The 18,344-nt window shown below is 55.0% G+C and carries 6 protein-coding genes; all 6 read left to right on the forward strand.

The window, feature by feature from the left end; all coding sequences use genetic code 11:
* Nucleotides 1–2: 2 nt before the first annotated feature.
* Complete coding sequence (locus tag NGM62_RS13190) at nt 3–6,533, forward strand: LamG-like jellyroll fold domain-containing protein (RefSeq protein WP_262248601.1); 6,531 nt, start codon at nt 3–5, stop codon at nt 6,531–6,533.
* Nucleotides 6,534–6,546: 13 nt separating this feature from the next.
* The gene (locus tag NGM62_RS13195; RefSeq protein ID WP_262248603.1) at nt 6,547–7,458 is read left to right on the forward strand and encodes a PorP/SprF family type IX secretion system membrane protein; all 912 of its coding nucleotides are present in this window, start codon (nt 6,547–6,549) and stop codon (nt 7,456–7,458) included.
* A 532-nt stretch (nt 7,459–7,990) separates the two neighbouring features.
* On the forward strand, nt 7,991–9,457 hold the full coding sequence (locus NGM62_RS13200; RefSeq protein ID WP_262248604.1) for a glycoside hydrolase family 28 protein: 1,467 nt from the start codon (nt 7,991–7,993) through the stop codon (nt 9,455–9,457).
* Nucleotides 9,458–9,459: 2 nt separating this feature from the next.
* On the forward strand, nt 9,460–13,089 hold the full coding sequence (locus tag NGM62_RS13205; protein WP_262248605.1) for a DUF4450 domain-containing protein: 3,630 nt from the start codon (nt 9,460–9,462) through the stop codon (nt 13,087–13,089).
* A gap of 22 nt (nt 13,090–13,111) precedes the next feature.
* Nucleotides 13,112–15,274, forward strand: a complete 2,163-nt coding sequence (locus tag NGM62_RS13210) for a hypothetical protein (protein ID WP_262248607.1) — start codon at nt 13,112–13,114, stop codon at nt 15,272–15,274.
* 15 nt (nt 15,275–15,289) lie between these two features.
* Nucleotides 15,290–18,073 carry a glycosyl hydrolase gene (locus tag NGM62_RS13215; protein ID WP_262248610.1) on the forward strand — a complete coding sequence of 928 codons (2,784 nt, stop codon included), beginning with the start codon at nt 15,290–15,292 and terminating at the stop codon, nt 18,071–18,073.
* Nucleotides 18,074–18,344 lie beyond the last annotated feature (271 nt).

The following is an 18,344-nucleotide window of genomic DNA, read 5'->3' on the forward strand; positions in this document are numbered from 1 at the left end:
CAATGAAGAAAGAGAACATGATGATTTTTTACCAATTATATCAACAATCCGCTATGAAGAAGCTATTGAATGGTACGCTCGGCGCCGTCTTTGCCGTGTGGATGATGCTGCTGCTTGGCCTGCCGTTGGGTGGGGCCGCACAAACGCCCGCATTCCCTGGGGCGGAAGGTTTCGGCCGTTTTTCGCAGGGTGCACGCGGGCATGCCAATCCGCAGGTGTATGTGGTAACCAACCTCAACGACAGTGGTCCGGGGTCCTTCCGTGATGCCGTAAGCCAACCCGGTCGTTTTGTGGTGTTTGCCGTAGGAGGGGTTATCAAGCTGCAGACGCGCTTGGTCATCTCATCCAACACCACCATTGCCGGCCAAACCGCGCCGGGAGATGGAATCGTCGTTTACGGACGGGGCATCTCGTACAGCGGTGCAGAGCACGTCATCACCCGTTATATGCGGTTCCGCTGCGGCGTCGACAATGGTGCCGGCCGCAACGAGGATGCCCTCAGCATTGCGAACGGACACAACATGATTTTCGATCACCTGTCGGTTTCGTGGGGTATTGATGAGGTGTTTTCCATCAATTGGGATAACCGGGGGAGAGACCCAGACAGCATCACCATCCAGAATACAATTATCGGGCAAGGCGTGCATCGCCACAACCACTCGGCGGGTGGCCTGATGGAACCAGGCGGTAAAGTGAGTATCGTAAAAAGCCTGTACCACAGCAACAAAACCCGTAACCCCAAAGTGAAGGGCATCAACGAGTTTGTGAATAACGTGGTGTACAATTTTGGAAACGCCGGAAACGTATACGACCACACGGTGTCGGGCGACGGGTACATCATGGGCGGGTCGGCCAGCACGTCGCATGTAAACATTGTTAATAATTATTTTATAGCAGGCCCGCATACGCCTAGCAAAACCACCCCGTTTTCGCGGGGTACCCCCACGTTCCACGTGTATGCTTCAGGCAACTATTGGGACGGCAACAAAGACGGGGTGTTGAACGGTACATTGGTGCCGGAAGATCCAACCGGCTACCCCGGTATCGAGCCCGGTAATTTCCAAAGCCAGGCTTATGATTACCCGTATACCGCAAACGCTCTCACGGCCGAGCAGGCCTACGATTGGGTATTGGCCAATGTGGGTGCCAATTTTCCACGGAGGGACGAGGTGGACCAACTGTTCATTGATGAGTTAGGTTCGATCGGTACGGAAGCGGCGTATGTATACCGCGAAAGCGACCTGCCGTTTGCGAATGGCGGCGTGGGTGTGGTAGATGGTGCCCCGGCGCCTCTGGACACCGACGGCGACGGGATTCCCGATGCGTGGGAAGACGCCAACGGGTTGGATAAAAACGACCCTGCGGATGCATTAGCTGAAAGTGATATCGATCCGAATTACCTGAACATCGAAGTGTACATCAACAGCCTCGTAGATGGCGAAGCTCCGGATTTTATCCGGCCGCCATCGCAGATCGTGTTGGCGGCTGAATCAGAGGAAGAACCGGCAAGCAGCACCATCACGCTGACGTGGAGCGATAACGGCAACGAATCCGGTTCCATCGTCATCGAGCGCTCGCCAGACGGCGAAACTTATGCGGAAGTAGCCCAGGTGTCTGTAGGTATCGAAACTTACGCGGACGCTGACGGTACGCTTCCCAACGAGACGTATTATTATCGGCTCAAAATCGTTACCGATGACGGGGAATCGTCGTACGTATTCCGATCGGTAACCACCCCGCCCATTCCGACCGCGCCGGAAGCACCGTCGCAGCCCAGCCCGGGCCACGAGTACGGCTATGTGCAGCTTGGAGAGGGAGGGACGGCGGCACTCCGTTGGCAAGGCTCAGACAATACCGATACGTATACCGTCTATTTCGGTAATACAGAAGCCGCATTGACCCAAGTGGCCGAAGTGGCCAGCTCGGACGAGCTGGAGCACGTGTTGACGGGCTTGGCTGCCGGCCAGACCTATTATTGGCGGGTGGATGCAGGTAACGACAAGGGCGTGGCTACCGGAGCCGTATGGTCCTTCCGCGTGACGCCGGAGATTGCGCCGGGCTTGATCGGGTATTGGTCGTTTGATGAAGAAGAAGGTGCCGAGTTGCAAGACCAGTCGACCTTTGCCAACCATGGCCTGTTGGGTACGGACGATGTGAGCCAGGTGCGGGTTCCGGGTGTGATGGGCGGGGCCATCGATTTGGCTACCGTGGATCATAGCAGTTACCCGATGAGCATTCCCCATGCCGATCACCTCTACTTGGGGCAATCGTCTTTTTCCATCTCGTTTTGGCTGAAAGGGGGAAGTGCCAACCTGCCACCAGACAACAACAGCAGTGCGTACATCCTCTGCAAAGGTTCCATTACGCGGAATGCCGCAACGGGCGCTACCGGAAAAAGAGTCAATATTGAACTGAAGAACAACCAATTCCGGTTTGCTATAGATGATGACATTGTAAAGGACGAAGTGAGTATCGATGGCCAGCCATTTTTCGTAGACGAATGGGTACACGTAGTGGTCATCCGCGACATCGAATCGGGTGAACTGCGCGTATACCGCAACGGCGAGGCGGTCGGTCAGACGGCCATCAATTCCCAAGCCAGCATCGGCGAAGACAGCGACCTAGTTGTCGGCAACATCGGTGAGTATGAGTTTCTGGATTCGCAGAATGCATCGGCGCCCTATACCGGACAACTGGATGAACTCCGGATTTTCAACCAGGCGCTGAGCCTGCAACAAGTACAAGAAGAATACGCCCGCGGGGTGGGGCTGCAAAAAGTGAATACGCCCATGCCCGAAAGCGGCCAGCGGACGGAGGAACCGGACCACGTGGAGGTTTCCTGGGCGGGTGGCGTGCTGGCCGAGAAATTCATCGTGTATTTAGGAACCGATGAGAATGCGCTCCAACAACAAGCCGAACTGGCACCCGATCAATTTTCCTATACGTTTGACGGCTTGCAGCCGGAGTCGACTTACTATTGGCGGGTGGACGCGGTGGCTGCCGATGAAGTGGCAGAAGGCGATGTATGGACGTTCCAGACGATTAGTGGCGTTCCCGAAACGGGCGAGTTGGTCGCCCACTTCCGGTTGGACGAAACCTCGGGTACCGTGGCGCACGACGCCAGCCCGTATGCCCACCACGGCACGTTGCAGGGCTTTGAAGAAAACCCTTGGATTGCCGATGGCCATCGCGGGGGCGCCCTGAAGTACACTACCCAGGAGGGGGAGACCACCGCTGGCATTGTAGTGCCGGCAGCCGATCAGTTTGCATTTGACGATAACTCGTTCACCATCTCGTTGTGGATGCGTTCCGCGGAAAACACGTACACGCCATCCAGCGACAACGCCTACCTGATTTCGAAGGGAACGTTCGGCGGAGTTGGTAAATGGTACGGCGTGCAGTTGCACCACAACAACCGGATTGTTTTTGCGGTGGATGATAACGTGGTGAAGAGTGAAGTGTTTGCCGATGTGGAAGAGGTGGATTTATATAGCGGCACATGGAAGCACGTGGTGGCCGTTCGGGACCGCGACGAGCAGAAACTTTTACTGTATATCGACGGCGAGTTGGTGAAGGAAGGCGGTGACGGTACCGTGGGTGGTATTGCCCAGCGCGACTTGGATCTGCTGATCGGCAACTCGGTGGAAGAAAAGCCTTACCGCGACGATTTGGACGACGTGCGGTTGTACAATTACGCGCTTTCTGGCGAGGAAGTAAGTGCACTATTTGAAGGGTGGGCCGACCGCGAGCTGGTAGCTCATTACCGGTTGGATGAAACGTCGGGAACAGTGGCACACGACGCCACACCCTTTGCCAACCACGGCACGCTGCAGGATTTCGGCGACGACCCCTGGATCAGTGGCGGTAAGCGGGGTGGAGCACTCCATTACACCACTACTGAGCCTACGGGTGGCATTGTGGTCCCCGCCGCTGCGCAGAACGCATTTGACCAGCATTCCTTCACGGTATCGCTGTGGATGCGTGCCGCGGAAAATACGTACGGACCAACCTCGGCTGAGAATGCCTACTTGATCCACAAGGGCGTGTTTGCCGCTGCGGACGGTGGCAAGTGGTGGGGCATTCAATTGCATCACAACGGCAACATCAACTTTTCCATCGATGACAACGTGGTGAAGACGGACGCCTCGGCGAACGCAAATGATGTCGGCTTATTCAGCGGGGAATGGAAACACGTGGTGGCCGTGCGCGACCGCGATGCGGTAAAAACGAAACTTTACGTTGACGGTGTGTTGGTAGCCGAAGCAGAAGACGGGACAACGGAAGGCATTTCAATGCCAGAAATGGACCTCACCATCGGTAACTCGCGCGAGAACCGGCCGTTCCGCGACGACTTGGACGATGTAAGGCTCTACAACTATGCGTTGAGTGAAGATGAAATACTGGAGCTGTTTGACCCGCCGTTGGATGAAGCTCAACCGGTTGCCCATTATAAGCTGGATGAAACCTCCGGCACGATGGCAACCGATTCCAGCCCGAACGCGAACCACGGTACGCTACGGGATTTCGGACCGACGCCTTGGATCGGCGATGGAAAGGAAGGCGGTGCACTCCATTACACTACGACGGCGCCCACGGGCGGCATTGTAGTGCCTGCAACCGAGTACAATGCTTTCGACCAGCGCTCCTTCACGATATCGCTGTGGATGCGAGCTGCAGAAAACACGTATACGTCGTCGGACCAGAATGCGTACCTCATCTCAAAAGGTACGTTTGGCGGGGTCGGCAAATGGTACGGCATCCAACTGCATCACAACAACCGCATTGTTTTCGCGGTGGATGATGACGCGGTAAAGAGCGAAGTGTTTGCTGCGGTTGGCGATGTGGATCTCTATAGCGGAGACTGGAAGCACGTAGTTGCGGTGCGCGACCGCGACGCCGAGAAGCTCAAGTTGTACATCGACGGTGAGTTGGTAAAAGAGGGGAATGACGGTACTGTTAACGGTATTGCACAGCCTGATCTGGAACTGATTGTCGGTAACTCGGTGGAAGAGAAGCCGTTCCGCGACGATTTGGACGATGTTCGGCTTTACGATTTTGCCTTGTCGCCCATGCAAATCCAGAACTTGTTCCAGTCGCAACCGGTTGTACGGCAAGTCCGTAACATCAGTCCGGAAAACGAGGCACAGGACGTGCTGGTGGGTGGTACCACATTTGTTTGGGAAGGGCATGCTTCGGCGTATACCTTACGTTTGGGCACCTCCATCGGTGACCTTGCACCGGTTGTTGAGGAAACCGATTTACAATCGTTTACGCTTACGGAGCCATTGGCCCACGGTACCACGTATTACTGGCAAGTGGACGCATTGGTTGGCGAAATCTGGGAGGCTGGCGAAATCTGGTCGTTCGAAACTGAACAGCTCGCCTTGCCGGTAATCAATAACGAAGAAATACTGTCCGTAAACCAATACAGTGAAGCGGGCACGTTGATCGCTCAGTTGACCGCCGACAATGCACCGGGCGAGGTGTTGACGAATTGGCGGATTTCCACCAACACGGACGTGAACGCGAACGGCGTTGACGCGTTTGAGTTGGATGCCGAGACGGGCGAACTGCGCATTAAGGATGCAGACGATTTCGAATACGAAGAAGGCCGGGTGCTGGAAGTTGGGGTTCGGGTAAGCAACAGTTTGGGCGAAGCCGAGGAAGCGATTTTCCAGGTGGTGGTCAACTTTGTAAACACACCACCTTCGTTTGACGAGATTGCGTCGGAGGTCCACTGCTACAGTCCGGAGGAGCGTATCATTCCGATCACGGGAATCAACCCGGGCTTGGAAGCGGACCAAACGGTTGAATTAACGCTTCAGGCCAATCCATCGCGGATGTTCCATACGCTGTCGATCAGCCAGCCGGAAAACGGCGTGGCCTACCTCACATACACCCCCAAAGCGGGTATCGATGACGAGGTATCGGTAACGGTCACCGCTGTGGATGACGGCGGCAGCGAGCACGGTGGGCAAGACACCTATGCGCAGACGTTTACGTTGCTAATGGCTGCCCAGCCGGATATCAGTATACTGGCTGACAAGCAACGGGTGCAGAAAGGCGAATCCGTTCGCTTTGTAGTGCGGAATAATGCACGGCATCCGGTAGCGCTAACGTGGACGTGGGATGACCAGACATTCGAGACGGATGTGTTGATCGCACAGGTTACCGAAACCACCACGATTACGGTTAAAGCGGTAAATGACGCCGGTTGCGAAGACGAAGCGTCCATCACGATTGAAGTGTATGAGCCAGCAGCGCTGGAAGCTTCCAATGTGATTACGCCGAACGGCGATGGGATCAACGATACCTGGGTGGTGAAGAACATCGAGCATTACGCCAACAATTCGGTGAAGGTGTTTGATATCTCTGGACGGGTGGTGTACCAAGCCGCCGGCTACCGGAACAATTGGAACGGCACGTACCAAGGAAGGCCGTTGGCTGATGGCACGTATTACTACGTAATCGAATATGGCGATGGCCGGCAACCGCAAAAAGGATACATCAACATCATTAATGACAACCGGTAAATAAGAGATCGATATGAATACGACGATAAGAAAATTCGGAAGGCAGGCGGCTGCGGCATTGGTCTTTGCGTTGGGGTGCGGCATCGCCGCCCCTGCACAGGCGCAGCTGTCGCCCATGGGCACGGGGTATTTCCAGAACCCTTATTTATTTAACCCGGCCCGCGCCGGGATGGATGGCGGCACCACCCTTAATCTGGGGGTGCGGGCCACCACCAACGGCATGCCCGGCGCGCCTCGCAACCAAGCCTTTTCGGCCGAGCACGGTTTCGGCCGTTCGGGAATCGGGTTACTGTTGGATAATACGTCGGTCGGGTCCGTGCGCCACACGGCTGGCGCACTCGGGTACGCCTACCACCTGCCACTGGCGGCCGATGGGCAGCGACTGCATTTCGGCTTGTCGGCCACGCTGCTGTGGAGCAGGCTGGATATGACGGACATAAACGGCACGGGCTACGACCCGGTATTGGCGGCCTACAATGAGCGGGGTGCCGAATTCGATGCGAAATTCGGATTGGCCTACACGTACCGGCAGTTGGTGGCGGAGTTTGCCATGGGCGACCTGATCCGCAATATCCGCAATGATGACCGGGTGCTGGCCAATAGACCGCTTTATTTTTCGGCTGTGAGCTACACCCTTCCCCTCGGGGCCCGGGATGGCTCGATGTCGCTAACGCCCAAGGTCTGTTACCGCGGAATACGAAGCACCGATGATGTTTTCGATATCGGGATGGACTTCCGTTTTGCGGGGCATTTCCGGGTGCTGGGATTGTATCATACCTCGCGGAATGCAACGGTGGGTTTCGGTGCCGGTATCGGGAAGTTGCAGGTACTTGGCATGTACAGTATGGAAACTTCTTCGTTGAGCCGTTATGCAGGGAATGCATTCGAAGTCGGGTTGGGGTGGAACATCGTTCAATCGAACTAACTTTCAAATCGAACACCATGCGACTCGCATTATGCGTTTTAGTAGTACGGACCCACAATAGTGGCCGGAAGTACTTGCCCGTACATTGGGGGCCGAATGAGATCGGTAAGGCGTCGCATCACGGAAGGGTTTGCTAGTGGTTTGGTTGTTATCCTCCAGCGGCCTCGGTGCTAAAAACAGCTGGCAAACTGCCAGCGGAAAGCAGGCATATAGCGCACTCAACCGCAGCCGTTAGAAGGCAGTTAGACGGCAGATGTAAGTCTCCAATATATCCGGTGCTGAAGGTTTTGTCACGCACCCGTGCAAAACAGCTCGTCCGGTAACGATTGCGTATTTTGGGTACGGAGAGGTGTTTTGCTTATAATGTTTTGTTTTTCAGTTAATTAAATATTTTGTGTGCCTTTCCGCGCAGGACGATGCAGGATACTTTCACTTTTTTTTATTGTATCATTGCTTGTGGTTGTTGCGAAGCGGAGTACCGATGCCAGCGATGGCTGAATTATAAATCAAAAAACATAAAATATAACACCTGATGAATGCACGATTTTTCTTAAAAACCATCCGATTGGGGCTGCTGGGTGCCGTGTTGGGTGCCTGTTCCCCGGGCCATTCGGGGCAAACCGGCAACGGGAACGCCACCGCCGACGACGGCTATCGTCCATGGACCACGATTGACGAGCCCCTTGCCGAGCTGGAACGGGTACGTGGACTGATCAACCCGCCGGTGTTTCCCGACCGCGATTTTCTGGTGACCGACTACGGCGCGGTAGGGGATGGCACCACCCTGAATACCGAGGCTTTTAAAGCGGCTATCGAGGCTTGCCACGAAAGCGGCGGAGGCCGTGTGGTGGTGCCGCTGGGCACGTTCGTAACGGGTGCCATTTACCTGAAAAGCAACGTGAACCTCCACCTTGTGGATAGTACAACGATTTTGTTCAGTCGCGATACCACGCAGTATCCGCTGGTGTTTACGCGGTGGGAGGGCATGGAACTGGTCAACTATTCGGCCTTCATCTACGCTTACGAAGAAGAGAACATTGCGATAACGGGCAATGGTACGCTAAATGGGAATGCCGATAACGACCATTGGTGGTGGTGGAACGGCGCCGAACGCTATGGCGGGCGTAAACACATCGGTTACCAAAAAGCGGCCCGCGATTCGTTGCATGTGCTCAACGACTTGCAGACCGACCCCGAAACGCGGGTTTTTGGCGACGGGTATTACCTCCGACCCAATTTTATCCAGCCTTATAAGAGTAAGAATATACTGATTTCGGATGTAAAGGTGATTAATTCGCCGATGTGGAACATCAATCCGGTCTTGTGCGAAAACGTGACGGTTGAGCGGGTAAAGGTGATTTCCCATGGGCCCAACAACGATGGGTGTAACCCCGAGTCGAGCAAGAATGTGCTCATCAGCCATTGTTATTTCGATACGGGCGATGACTGCATTGCCATTAAGTCGGGGCGCGATGGCGATGGCCGGCGAATTGGCGTGCCCTCCGAAAATATCATCATCGAACATTGTATGATGAAGGAAGGCCACGGCGGGGTAGTGCTCGGTAGCGAGGTTTCCGGTGGCGTGCGTAATGTTTTTGCCATAAATAATACGATGGACAGCCCCGTGTTGGATCGGGTATTGCGCCTCAAAACGAGCTCCAGTCGTGGGGGTATTCTCGAAAATGTGTTTATGAAAGATACCAAGGTAGGTACCTATAAGGAGGCCGCTGTGCGGTTCAATATGTTTTACGAAAAGCCGGGTGATTTCATGCCTACCATCCGCAACGTATGGGTGGAAAACATGGTGGTGGAAAGGGGCGGACGGTATGGTGTATTGGCCAACACATATGCGGAATCGCCCGTACGGGATTTCCGGATGGTCAATGTGACGATGCATGGTGTGGAGACGCCGATCAAGGCCAACAACGTACAGAACATGATACTGACAAACGTCGTCATCGAAGAAAAAGCGTTGATCAATTCGGAGGAATTCAAATAGTCATGCATGGAGGACTGAACAGTCGCATGGTGCGATGGTGTTTACTGCTGTGCCTGCTGGTGTCGGTGAGCGATGGGATAGCCCAAAACACCTGGTGGCACGGTGTGGAGCGGCAAGTGCGGTACCGTCCGGAGGGCGGTGACTTTGTGATTCACGATGGTGACCGGCGGTTCAACCGGGCGCTGTACGGCACCAATACGGCATTTAGGGTGGAAGCGGGCGACCTGCCCGAGTTTGCGCTATACCTCCCCGGCGTGGGCGGCAACTTCCAGTTGGGTGTCATCGCTGGAAACGAAAGCAAATGGCTCACCGAGGCCGATGACATCGAAGCGCGCTATCGGCCCGGAACCATGATTTATCAAATCAAGGACGCGCTGCTGGGCCGTGCGACGCTCCAATTGCAAGTGTTGGCACTGGCAGATGCCGAAGGGATGGTATTGAAAGCGCAGGTGGATGGTGAATGGCCCCAAGGTGTAGAGCTGATAGCACTTTTCGGGGGCGCGAACGGCAAGAAGTTCAGCCGGGGCGGAGATATCGGCGCCGATCCCGAATCGGGTTTCTATCTGCACGCCGATTACTGCGATAACAATACATATGTATTGGAAGGCCATAGGTTCAGACTTGACTACGTGCATGGCCGGGATGGACAGCGGCGATTGTGGGGCAGTTACCCAGCCGCCGCCGTAGCGCAGGTGGGCGACGCAAATGCCTTGGCCTCGCCGGCCAACGTGCGCGCGTCTGACGCATCAAGCCAACCGGTGCTCGTCATGGCGTTTACGCCGGAAGAAGCTACCGATTACCATTTCTTGGTTGCCGCTGATAGCAGTGCCCGTTACGCCGACCCGGAAGTTGCATTCGTGGAAGCCGAGGAGGCTCGCAAGAAATTGGCCGGGCGCATAACCATCCACACGCCCGATGCCCATATCAATACGCTGGGGGGCGCTCTCGCTGTGGCTGCCGATGCCATCTGGGAAGACCCGACGTTTCTCCACGGTGCCGTGGCATGGCGTATGCGTTTGAACGCCTGGCGGGGTGCTTATGCGGGCGATCTGCTCGGGTGGAGCAACCGTTCACGCCGTCATTTTGAGAGCTACAGCCGCTCCCAGGTGTTGTCGCCCGACTCCGCGCCGGTAGTGATGGACACCGCGTTGCATTTGGCGAGGCATCTCGAAGAAATGGGGACGGCGATGTTCTCGAGCGGTTACATTTCCCGCAACCCGAATAACAATACCCGTCCGCACCATTACGATATGAACCTGGTGTTTTTCGATCAGATGCTCACCCATTTCAACTGGACGGGCGACACAGCCTTTGTCAGCGAGATGTGGCCCTATATCAAACGGCACCTCGCGTGGGAGAAACGTAATTTCGATACCGACGGGGATGGGTTGTATGATGCCTATTGCGCCATCTGGGCCAGTGATGCCCTGCAATATTCGGGTGGCGGTGTTACCCATACCTCGGCCTACAACTATCGTGCAAACCGGATGGCGGCCAAGCTGGCCCGTTTGCTCGGTGAGGATGGTGCACCGTACCTCCGCGAGGCAGCGAAGATCAAGCAGGCGATGAACAGCCAGCTGTGGATGGCAGACAAGGGGTGGTATGCCGAATACCGCGATTTACTGGGCAACCGATCGGTGCACGAAAATCCGGGAGTGTGGACCATCTACCATGCATTGGATGCCGGTGTGGCCAATCCATTTATGACGTACCGCTCGCTTCGCTATATCGATAACCACATCCCTCACATCCCGATACGCGCCCATGGCCTCGAAGACACCACACTGTATACCGTATCGACCACCAATTGGCAACCTTATACATGGTCAGTGAATAACGTGGCGCTGGCAGAAGCATTGAATACCGCCCTGGCCTATTGGCAGGGTGGGCGACCTGAGACGGCTTTCCACCTGTGGCGGAGCAGCTTGATTGAAAGCATGTACCTCGGGGCGAGCCCGGGGAATTTCCAGCAATTATCGTTCTACGACGCGCGGCGGGGCGAACTGTACCGCGACTTTGCAGACCCGATCGGGGTTGCGGCGCGTACCGTGGTGGAAGGGCTTTTCGGTATCCATCCGAAAGCACTGGATGGCGAGTTGCATATCCGGCCCGGCTTACCCAAGGATTGGGACCATGCTTCGTTTGAGTCGCCGGACATCCGCTTTGCATACCAACGTGATGGATGGTACGAAAGGTATGAGATTGTACCGCACGGGTGGCCATCCCTGCGATTGGTATTGGATATCCCGGCACGGGCAACCGACTTAAGGGTGGTGCGGTTGAACGGACAACCCGTATCATGGCGGCCGGATACCGCCCTCGGGATGGCGCATGTCATTGTGGATGCGCCGCCGGCGGCAAGCTACGCGGTGGAACTCCATTGGGCGGGAGACCCGTTGGAAGTGTTATCCGTTCCCGACACGTTATGCTCCGGCACACCGATGCTCCTGGCACCAAAATACGCCCGCATTGTAGGGTGGCACGATCCGCAGGATGTCATCCAACGGACCTCCCAAAGGGACAGCGATTGGCAAGTGCACTTTCGCCCCGAAATCGGTCCCAAAACATGCTTTGTGCAATTACAGCAAGGGCAACAGGTCTGGTGGCAAGCCATAAACGTGGTCCAGGTCCGTCGCATTGAAATGCAGCGGCTCGCTGACCACGATGAAGGCCGGCTTAGGTTTGCACTGCGGAACCATGGGCCAGCCATATCGATAGGTATCCGTTATAACGATTCGGAAGCGGTTCAGTCGCTCACGTTGGACACCGGTGGTTATCGGGAAATGGAACTGCCCGAAGCAAAAGCAGTATTCGGAACCAATCGGATCGAGATTACCGACGAACGGGGCAAGACCGTATTGACCGATGAGCTGGTTACGTGGAACGACGGGGTAAGGCATCGGGGCAGCTATACCGCAGTGGATATGGCAAGCGCCTTTAACGCACACGTAGATGCCATATTCGAACAGCGCTACTTATCGCCCCGACCGACGTCGCCCGCCTTGCAACTACCTTGGCAAGGCATCGGTAATTGGTGCTATCCGTTAACCGAGGCGAATATCGATGACAGCGGATTGCGGCGCGAGGCGGGGAGCGATGGTCTTTTCCAATTGCCCCAGGGTATTCCATTCCGGACGCCGGGCAAGGTGGATAAATCGAATATCCTGTTCGTTTCGATGTGGGACAATTATCCCGAAGCAGCAACTGTCCCGCTTTCGGGTACGGCAAGCCATGCCTACCTGGTGATGGCGGGTTCGACCAATCCGATGCAAAGCCAGTTCGATAATGCGGAAGTGATCGTAACTTATAAAGATGGCTCCGAGGCACGATTGCCATTACGCAATCCAGGTAATTGGTGGCCCATTGAACAGGATTATTACCGGGATGGCTACGCATTCGTTACCGGCCAACCGCATCCCTACCGTATCCACCTGAAGACGGGTGAAGTGCACCGCGAAGCGCCCCGTTATACGGCTATCAAAGGTTTTACAGACCGGGCTGTGGATGGTGGTGCTGCGACCTTGTTGGATATGCCGCTGGATCCGTCGAAAGAATTAAAATCGTTGACCCTTCGGGCATTGGCCAACGAGGTCGTTGTCGGCTTGATGGGCATCACGTTGAAAACAAATTAAGTAACCCGTTTTTACAACTCAGATGAACACTTTTTTCAAATACGGAGCTTTATTTTTAATCACCGCTGCAATAGGTTGCGGCAGCAATCAAGTGGCTATCGACCGCCATGCGGTTGTATCCCGGCACAATGTGGTCAACACGGCCGTCGATTCGCTGACATCGTTGACCGTAGGCAATGGCGCATTTGCATTCACTGTTGATGTTACCGGACTGCAGACTTTCCCGGATCGGTATGCCAAGGGTGTGTCGCTCGGCACGCAATCCGAATGGGGTTGGGACCGGTTCACCGATACCATAGGTTATCGATTTGAAGAAACGTTGCGTACCTACGATTTCAATAACGACGGCCATGAAGCCACTTATAGCGTGCAACATAAAGAAGGCCGGCAGCGCGAGGCGTCCAACTGGTTCCGGGAAAACCCGCACCGGTTGCAACTCGGTAACGTAGGGTTTGATATTTACGGGCTGGAGGGCCAATTGATGACTCCCGACGATATCACCGAAATCCAGCAGACACTCAATCTCTGGACCGGTGAAGTGCACAGCCGATTCAAGGCGTTCGGTGAGCCCGTGGAGGTAACGACCGTGGGCCACCAAGAGACTGACGCGATAGCGGTGCAGACCACTTCGCCGCTTATCAAAGCAGGGCGATTGAAAATCCGGATACGCTATCCGTATCCTACGGCGCAGTTTTTGGATGAAGCTAACTTTTATGCCCATCATGATCGGCATCAAACGGCAATTGTGGATAGCGATGTAACACAGGAGCAAACTGCCAGCGCATTGGTGCATAAGATGGATAGCATTACTTATTACACCTTGCTGCGGTGGACCGAAGGGGCCACCCTTGCCGCCACCGACACTGCCCATTATTATCAAGTGAGCCCGGACACAGATCGGGATGAGTTTGAACTCACCGTGCTGTTCAGCCCCGAGGCCGGAGACCCCGCGACGTTGCCCGGCTTCGATGCTGTAGCAACGAGCAGCAGCGACGGCTGGGAAGCGTTCTGGTCGCGCGGTGCCGCCATCGACTTTGCTGGCAGTACCGACCCGAGGGCCAACGAACTGGAGCGCCGGGTGGTGCTTTCGCAGTACCTCACCAAGGTACAATGCGCGGGTAACGAACCGCCGCAGGAAACCGGCCTCACCTTCAATAGCTGGTACGGTAAGCCGCATCTTGAGATGCATTGGTGGCACGCGGTACACTTCGCGTTGTGGGACCGCGTAGACCTGATGGAAAAGAGCCTTTCGTGGTACGCCGATATCGCGGATAAAGGGCGCGCCCTCGCCGAACGCCAGGGTTACGAAGGGATCCGATGGCCTAAGATGGTCGACAACGAAGGGCAGGAGTCACCCTCGTCAGTGGCCGCTTTCCTCATCTGGCAGCAGCCCCATTTCATCTACCTTGCCGAATTGGCTTACCGCGATAAACAGGATCCGGCCATCATCCAAAAATACAAGGACCTCGTGTTCGCCACGGCGGAGTTCATGGCCGATTTTCCCACGTACGATGCCGCAAACGACCGATACAACCTGGGAAAGGGCGTTATCCCTTCCCAAGAGGTTTTCCCTAACAGCGAAACCTTCAACCCCACCTACGAAGTGGCCTATTGGGATTGGGCCTTGCGTATCGCCCAACAATGGCGCGAGCGTGCCGGGATGGAGCGGGAGGCACGGTGGGACGAGGTCATCGATAAGCTGGCCGCATTGCCGCAGCTTGATGGCGTATACCTAGCCACCGAAAGTGCGCCCGACTCGTATACGAATGACCGGTGGCGTACCGACCACCCCTCCGTGTTGGGGGCGTTGGGTATGGTGCCGGAGTCGCCGAAGCTCGACAAGCAGGTGATGGCCAATACGCTGGATAAGGTGTGGGAAACGTGGTTTTGGGATGAGACGTGGGGTTGGGACTTCCCCATGACAGCGATGAATGCAGCTCGGCTGGGACGGCCCGAGCGGGCCCTTGACGCCTTGTTTATGGATGTGCAGACAAACACATACCTGAAAAATGGCCATAATTACCAGGATGGACGGCTACGCATCTATCTCCCCGGAAATGGTGGTGTGCTGGCTACCGTGGCCATGATGGCAGGCGGTTGGGATGGTAGCGAAGGGGAAACGCCAGGCTTTCCGAAAGATGGCACATGGGTGATAAGCGCCGAAGGTTTTAAGAAAATGCCCTAATAAGACAATAGCCTGATGGGGAATTACAAACATATCATACTTGAGATGAAAGCACTCCGTTATTTCCTGTTGTTGGGATATTGTTTTTGCACAATACTTGCAACTCGGGGCCAGCACCATACGCCTTGGCCCGACGTGTCGAATACTGCTAAACCCTGGGCGCGCTGGTGGTGGATGGGGAGTGCTGTGGATGAACATAACGTTTCGCAACTGATGCAAACTTACGCCGATGCAGGGTTCGGTGGTTTGGAGATCGCTCCGATTTACGGAGCAATGGGGTATGAAAACAGTTACATTCCATTCCTCTCCCCGCGGTGGGTGGATATGCTGCGTTATACGACCGACGAGGCTAATCGCCTAGGCATGGGCATTGATTTGACCACTGGTACGGGGTGGCCGTTTGGCGGGCCGCAAGTGAGCGTGGATGATGCCGCGACCCGTGTATTATTCCGGGTATTCCATGTGCAGGGCGGGCGGGCGATTACGGATACCATCGTGCCCGCAGACCCCAAACACCGATCTGCCGTACTGCAGTCGCTTACTGCATATAATGGCACGGCCGACCCGATGCTGCTTACCGACCGGGTTGCCGATGACGGCACCTTGGACTGGACGGCCGGTCCCGGTCAATGGGAGCTCTATGCCGTTTTCGTTGGTAAGACAGACCAAAAGGTTAAACGTGCGGCACCGGGTGGCGAGGGGTTTACGCTCAATCACTTTTCCGATAAGGCCCTCCATCATTATTTAGCCCGTTTTGACAACGCATTCGGAGACAAGCCGCTGGGTGTACGTGCGTTCTACAACGACAGCTATGAGGTATACGGGGCCGACTGGACCGACGGTCTGTATGACGCATTCCAACGGCGGCGCGGATATGACCTACGCCTGCATGTGCGCGAGTTGCTTTCAACCGACAGTACGGATCTTATAGGCCGCATCAAATCGGATTACCGACAGACACTGTCGGAATTGTTGTTGGAGAAGTTCACACAGCCTTGGACGGCTTGGGCACATCATCGGGATGGCATCACGAAAAACCAGGCCCACGGCTCGCCCGGTAACTTGATTGATTTGTATGCTACGGTGGACATCCCCGAAGTGGAGACATTTGGGTCCAGCTTTTTCCCTATACCAGGTTTAAGGCGCGACAGCGCAGATATCCGCAACGTCGATCCGGATCCCATCATGCTCAAATTTGCGTCGTCTGCTGCAGCAGTTACCGGCAAACCGCTGGTGTCTTCAGAAACATTCACCTGGCTTACCGAACACTTTAAAACGGCCTTATCACAGTGCAAACCCGAAGTAGAACAAGCATTCCTTGCGGGCGTGAACCATGTGTTCTACCACGGTATCACCTATTCACCCGAGGAGGTTACGTGGCCAGGATGGCTCTTTTATGCATCGGTCAATTTTGTGCCCGCGAACAGCTGGTGGCCTCATCTGAATGGCCTCAATCAGTACATCGCGCGGGTACAGGCGGTGTTGCAAGCCGGCAAGCCCGATAGTGAGTTGTTGCTATACTGGCCGGTTTATGATAACTGGGATGACCCGGATGGGAGGCTCAAGCAGTTTACTGTACATAATATCGATCAATGGCTGCACCCGACTCCTTTTTACAAAGAGGCGAAGCGCCTGATGGAACATGGTTATGCTGTAGATTTTATCTCGGATGATCTCCTGTCGCGGGTTTCGGTGCGCGAAGGACTTATCCATACTGCCGATAGCAATACACCGTATAAAGCTTTGGTTATACCCGTGACGCGGCGCATGCCGGTAGGCACATTGGAAAAAGTACTCCATTTAGTTCGGCAAGGGGCAACGGTAGTGTTGCAAGCCATGCCCGAAGATGTTCCGGGTTTCGGCGATTATGCCGCTAGGTCTGACCGTTTCAAGGAGTTGCAGAACTTATTGCGGCAACAAGCCAAACTGGTATTTGATGCCGATATCATCCATGCATTACAGTTACAGGGGATCCAAGGCGAGCAGATGGTTCGGCATGGGTTGCCATTTATCCGCCGCAGCACCCCAAACGGTACCTATTATTTTACGGTCAACCACGGTGCTCAATCCATCGATGAGTGGGTGCCTTTCCAGGCTGCAGCAGGGGGAGAGGCGTTGTTGCTGGATCCGCAAACAGGCGGGTTTGGCAAGGTAACATGCGTGGAGAGGAATGGCATGTACGGTATACGGGTGCAGCTCCAGCCGGGCGAGGCCCTGCTGGTGAAGTTTGGCGGCAATGAATTGAAATCGGTACCTGCGTGGCGTTACCTTGGCAAACAAGCAGAGGTAATAACCATAGATAGGGGATGGGAACTCCACTTCGAATCCGGTGGCCCTACACTACCCAAAGCCGTCGCGATGGATACGTTGGCATTGTGGACAACGTTAAGCGATACTACGTATCATCTATTTAGTGGAATAGCGGCTTATGAAAGCACATTTGATGTGGCCGCGGTGGCAGGAGATGCTGTCTATGTATTGGAACTGGATAACCTTTACGAAAGCGCGCATGTATACGTCAATGGGGTTGATGCAGGCATCGCTTGGAGTGTACCCTTCCGATTGGAAGTTGGTCACTTGCTAAAGGCAGGTAAAAACACAATTCGTATTGAAGTGGCCAATCTCATGGCCAACCGTATTCGCGGAAAAGATAGGCGGCATGAAGAATGGCGGCGCTACCATGAAATCAACTTCGTAAGTATAGATTATGAACCGTTTGATGCGTCAGATTGGACCGTGCAACCATCCGGATTGGCCGGACCGGTAACCATTGTGCGATATCAGCACAGTTTGTATTGAAAAGCAGGTCTTCCAAATCTTTGGAACTGCAGAATGGCTTCTAATTCATGAATTATTCAAGCAAAATGGTTCGCTAATAGGCTGGATCTGGCTATGCCCATGTCTGCGGGATGTTCGATTGGCCTTCGGCTATTCTTCGGCTGCTTGCCGAAGGGCAGCCGAACCGTTCCCGAAGCAGTCTCGAAGGATTCTCGAAGGATTCCTGAAGGATTGTCGAAGCGCAGTCGAAGACCACTCGAACAACTGTCGAACAACTGGCAGCGATTGGCAG

The organism is Parapedobacter soli (assembly GCF_025460835.1).
GTDB lineage: Bacteria > Bacteroidota > Bacteroidia > Sphingobacteriales > Sphingobacteriaceae > Parapedobacter > Parapedobacter soli.

What these genes read in the sequence shown, in the direction of transcription:
- NGM62_RS13190 (WP_262248601.1), top strand. Translation starts at nt 3, where the DNA reads ATGAAGAAAGAGAACATGATGATTTTTTACCAATTATATCAACAATCC.
- NGM62_RS13195 (WP_262248603.1), top strand. Translation starts at nt 6,547, where the DNA reads ATGAATACGACGATAAGAAAATTCGGAAGGCAGGCGGCTGCGGCATTG.
- NGM62_RS13200 (WP_262248604.1), top strand. Translation starts at nt 7,991, where the DNA reads ATGAATGCACGATTTTTCTTAAAAACCATCCGATTGGGGCTGCTGGGT.
- NGM62_RS13205 (WP_262248605.1), top strand. Translation starts at nt 9,460, where the DNA reads ATGCATGGAGGACTGAACAGTCGCATGGTGCGATGGTGTTTACTGCTG.
- NGM62_RS13210 (WP_262248607.1), top strand. Translation starts at nt 13,112, where the DNA reads ATGAACACTTTTTTCAAATACGGAGCTTTATTTTTAATCACCGCTGCA.
- NGM62_RS13215 (WP_262248610.1), top strand. Translation starts at nt 15,290, where the DNA reads ATGGGGAATTACAAACATATCATACTTGAGATGAAAGCACTCCGTTAT.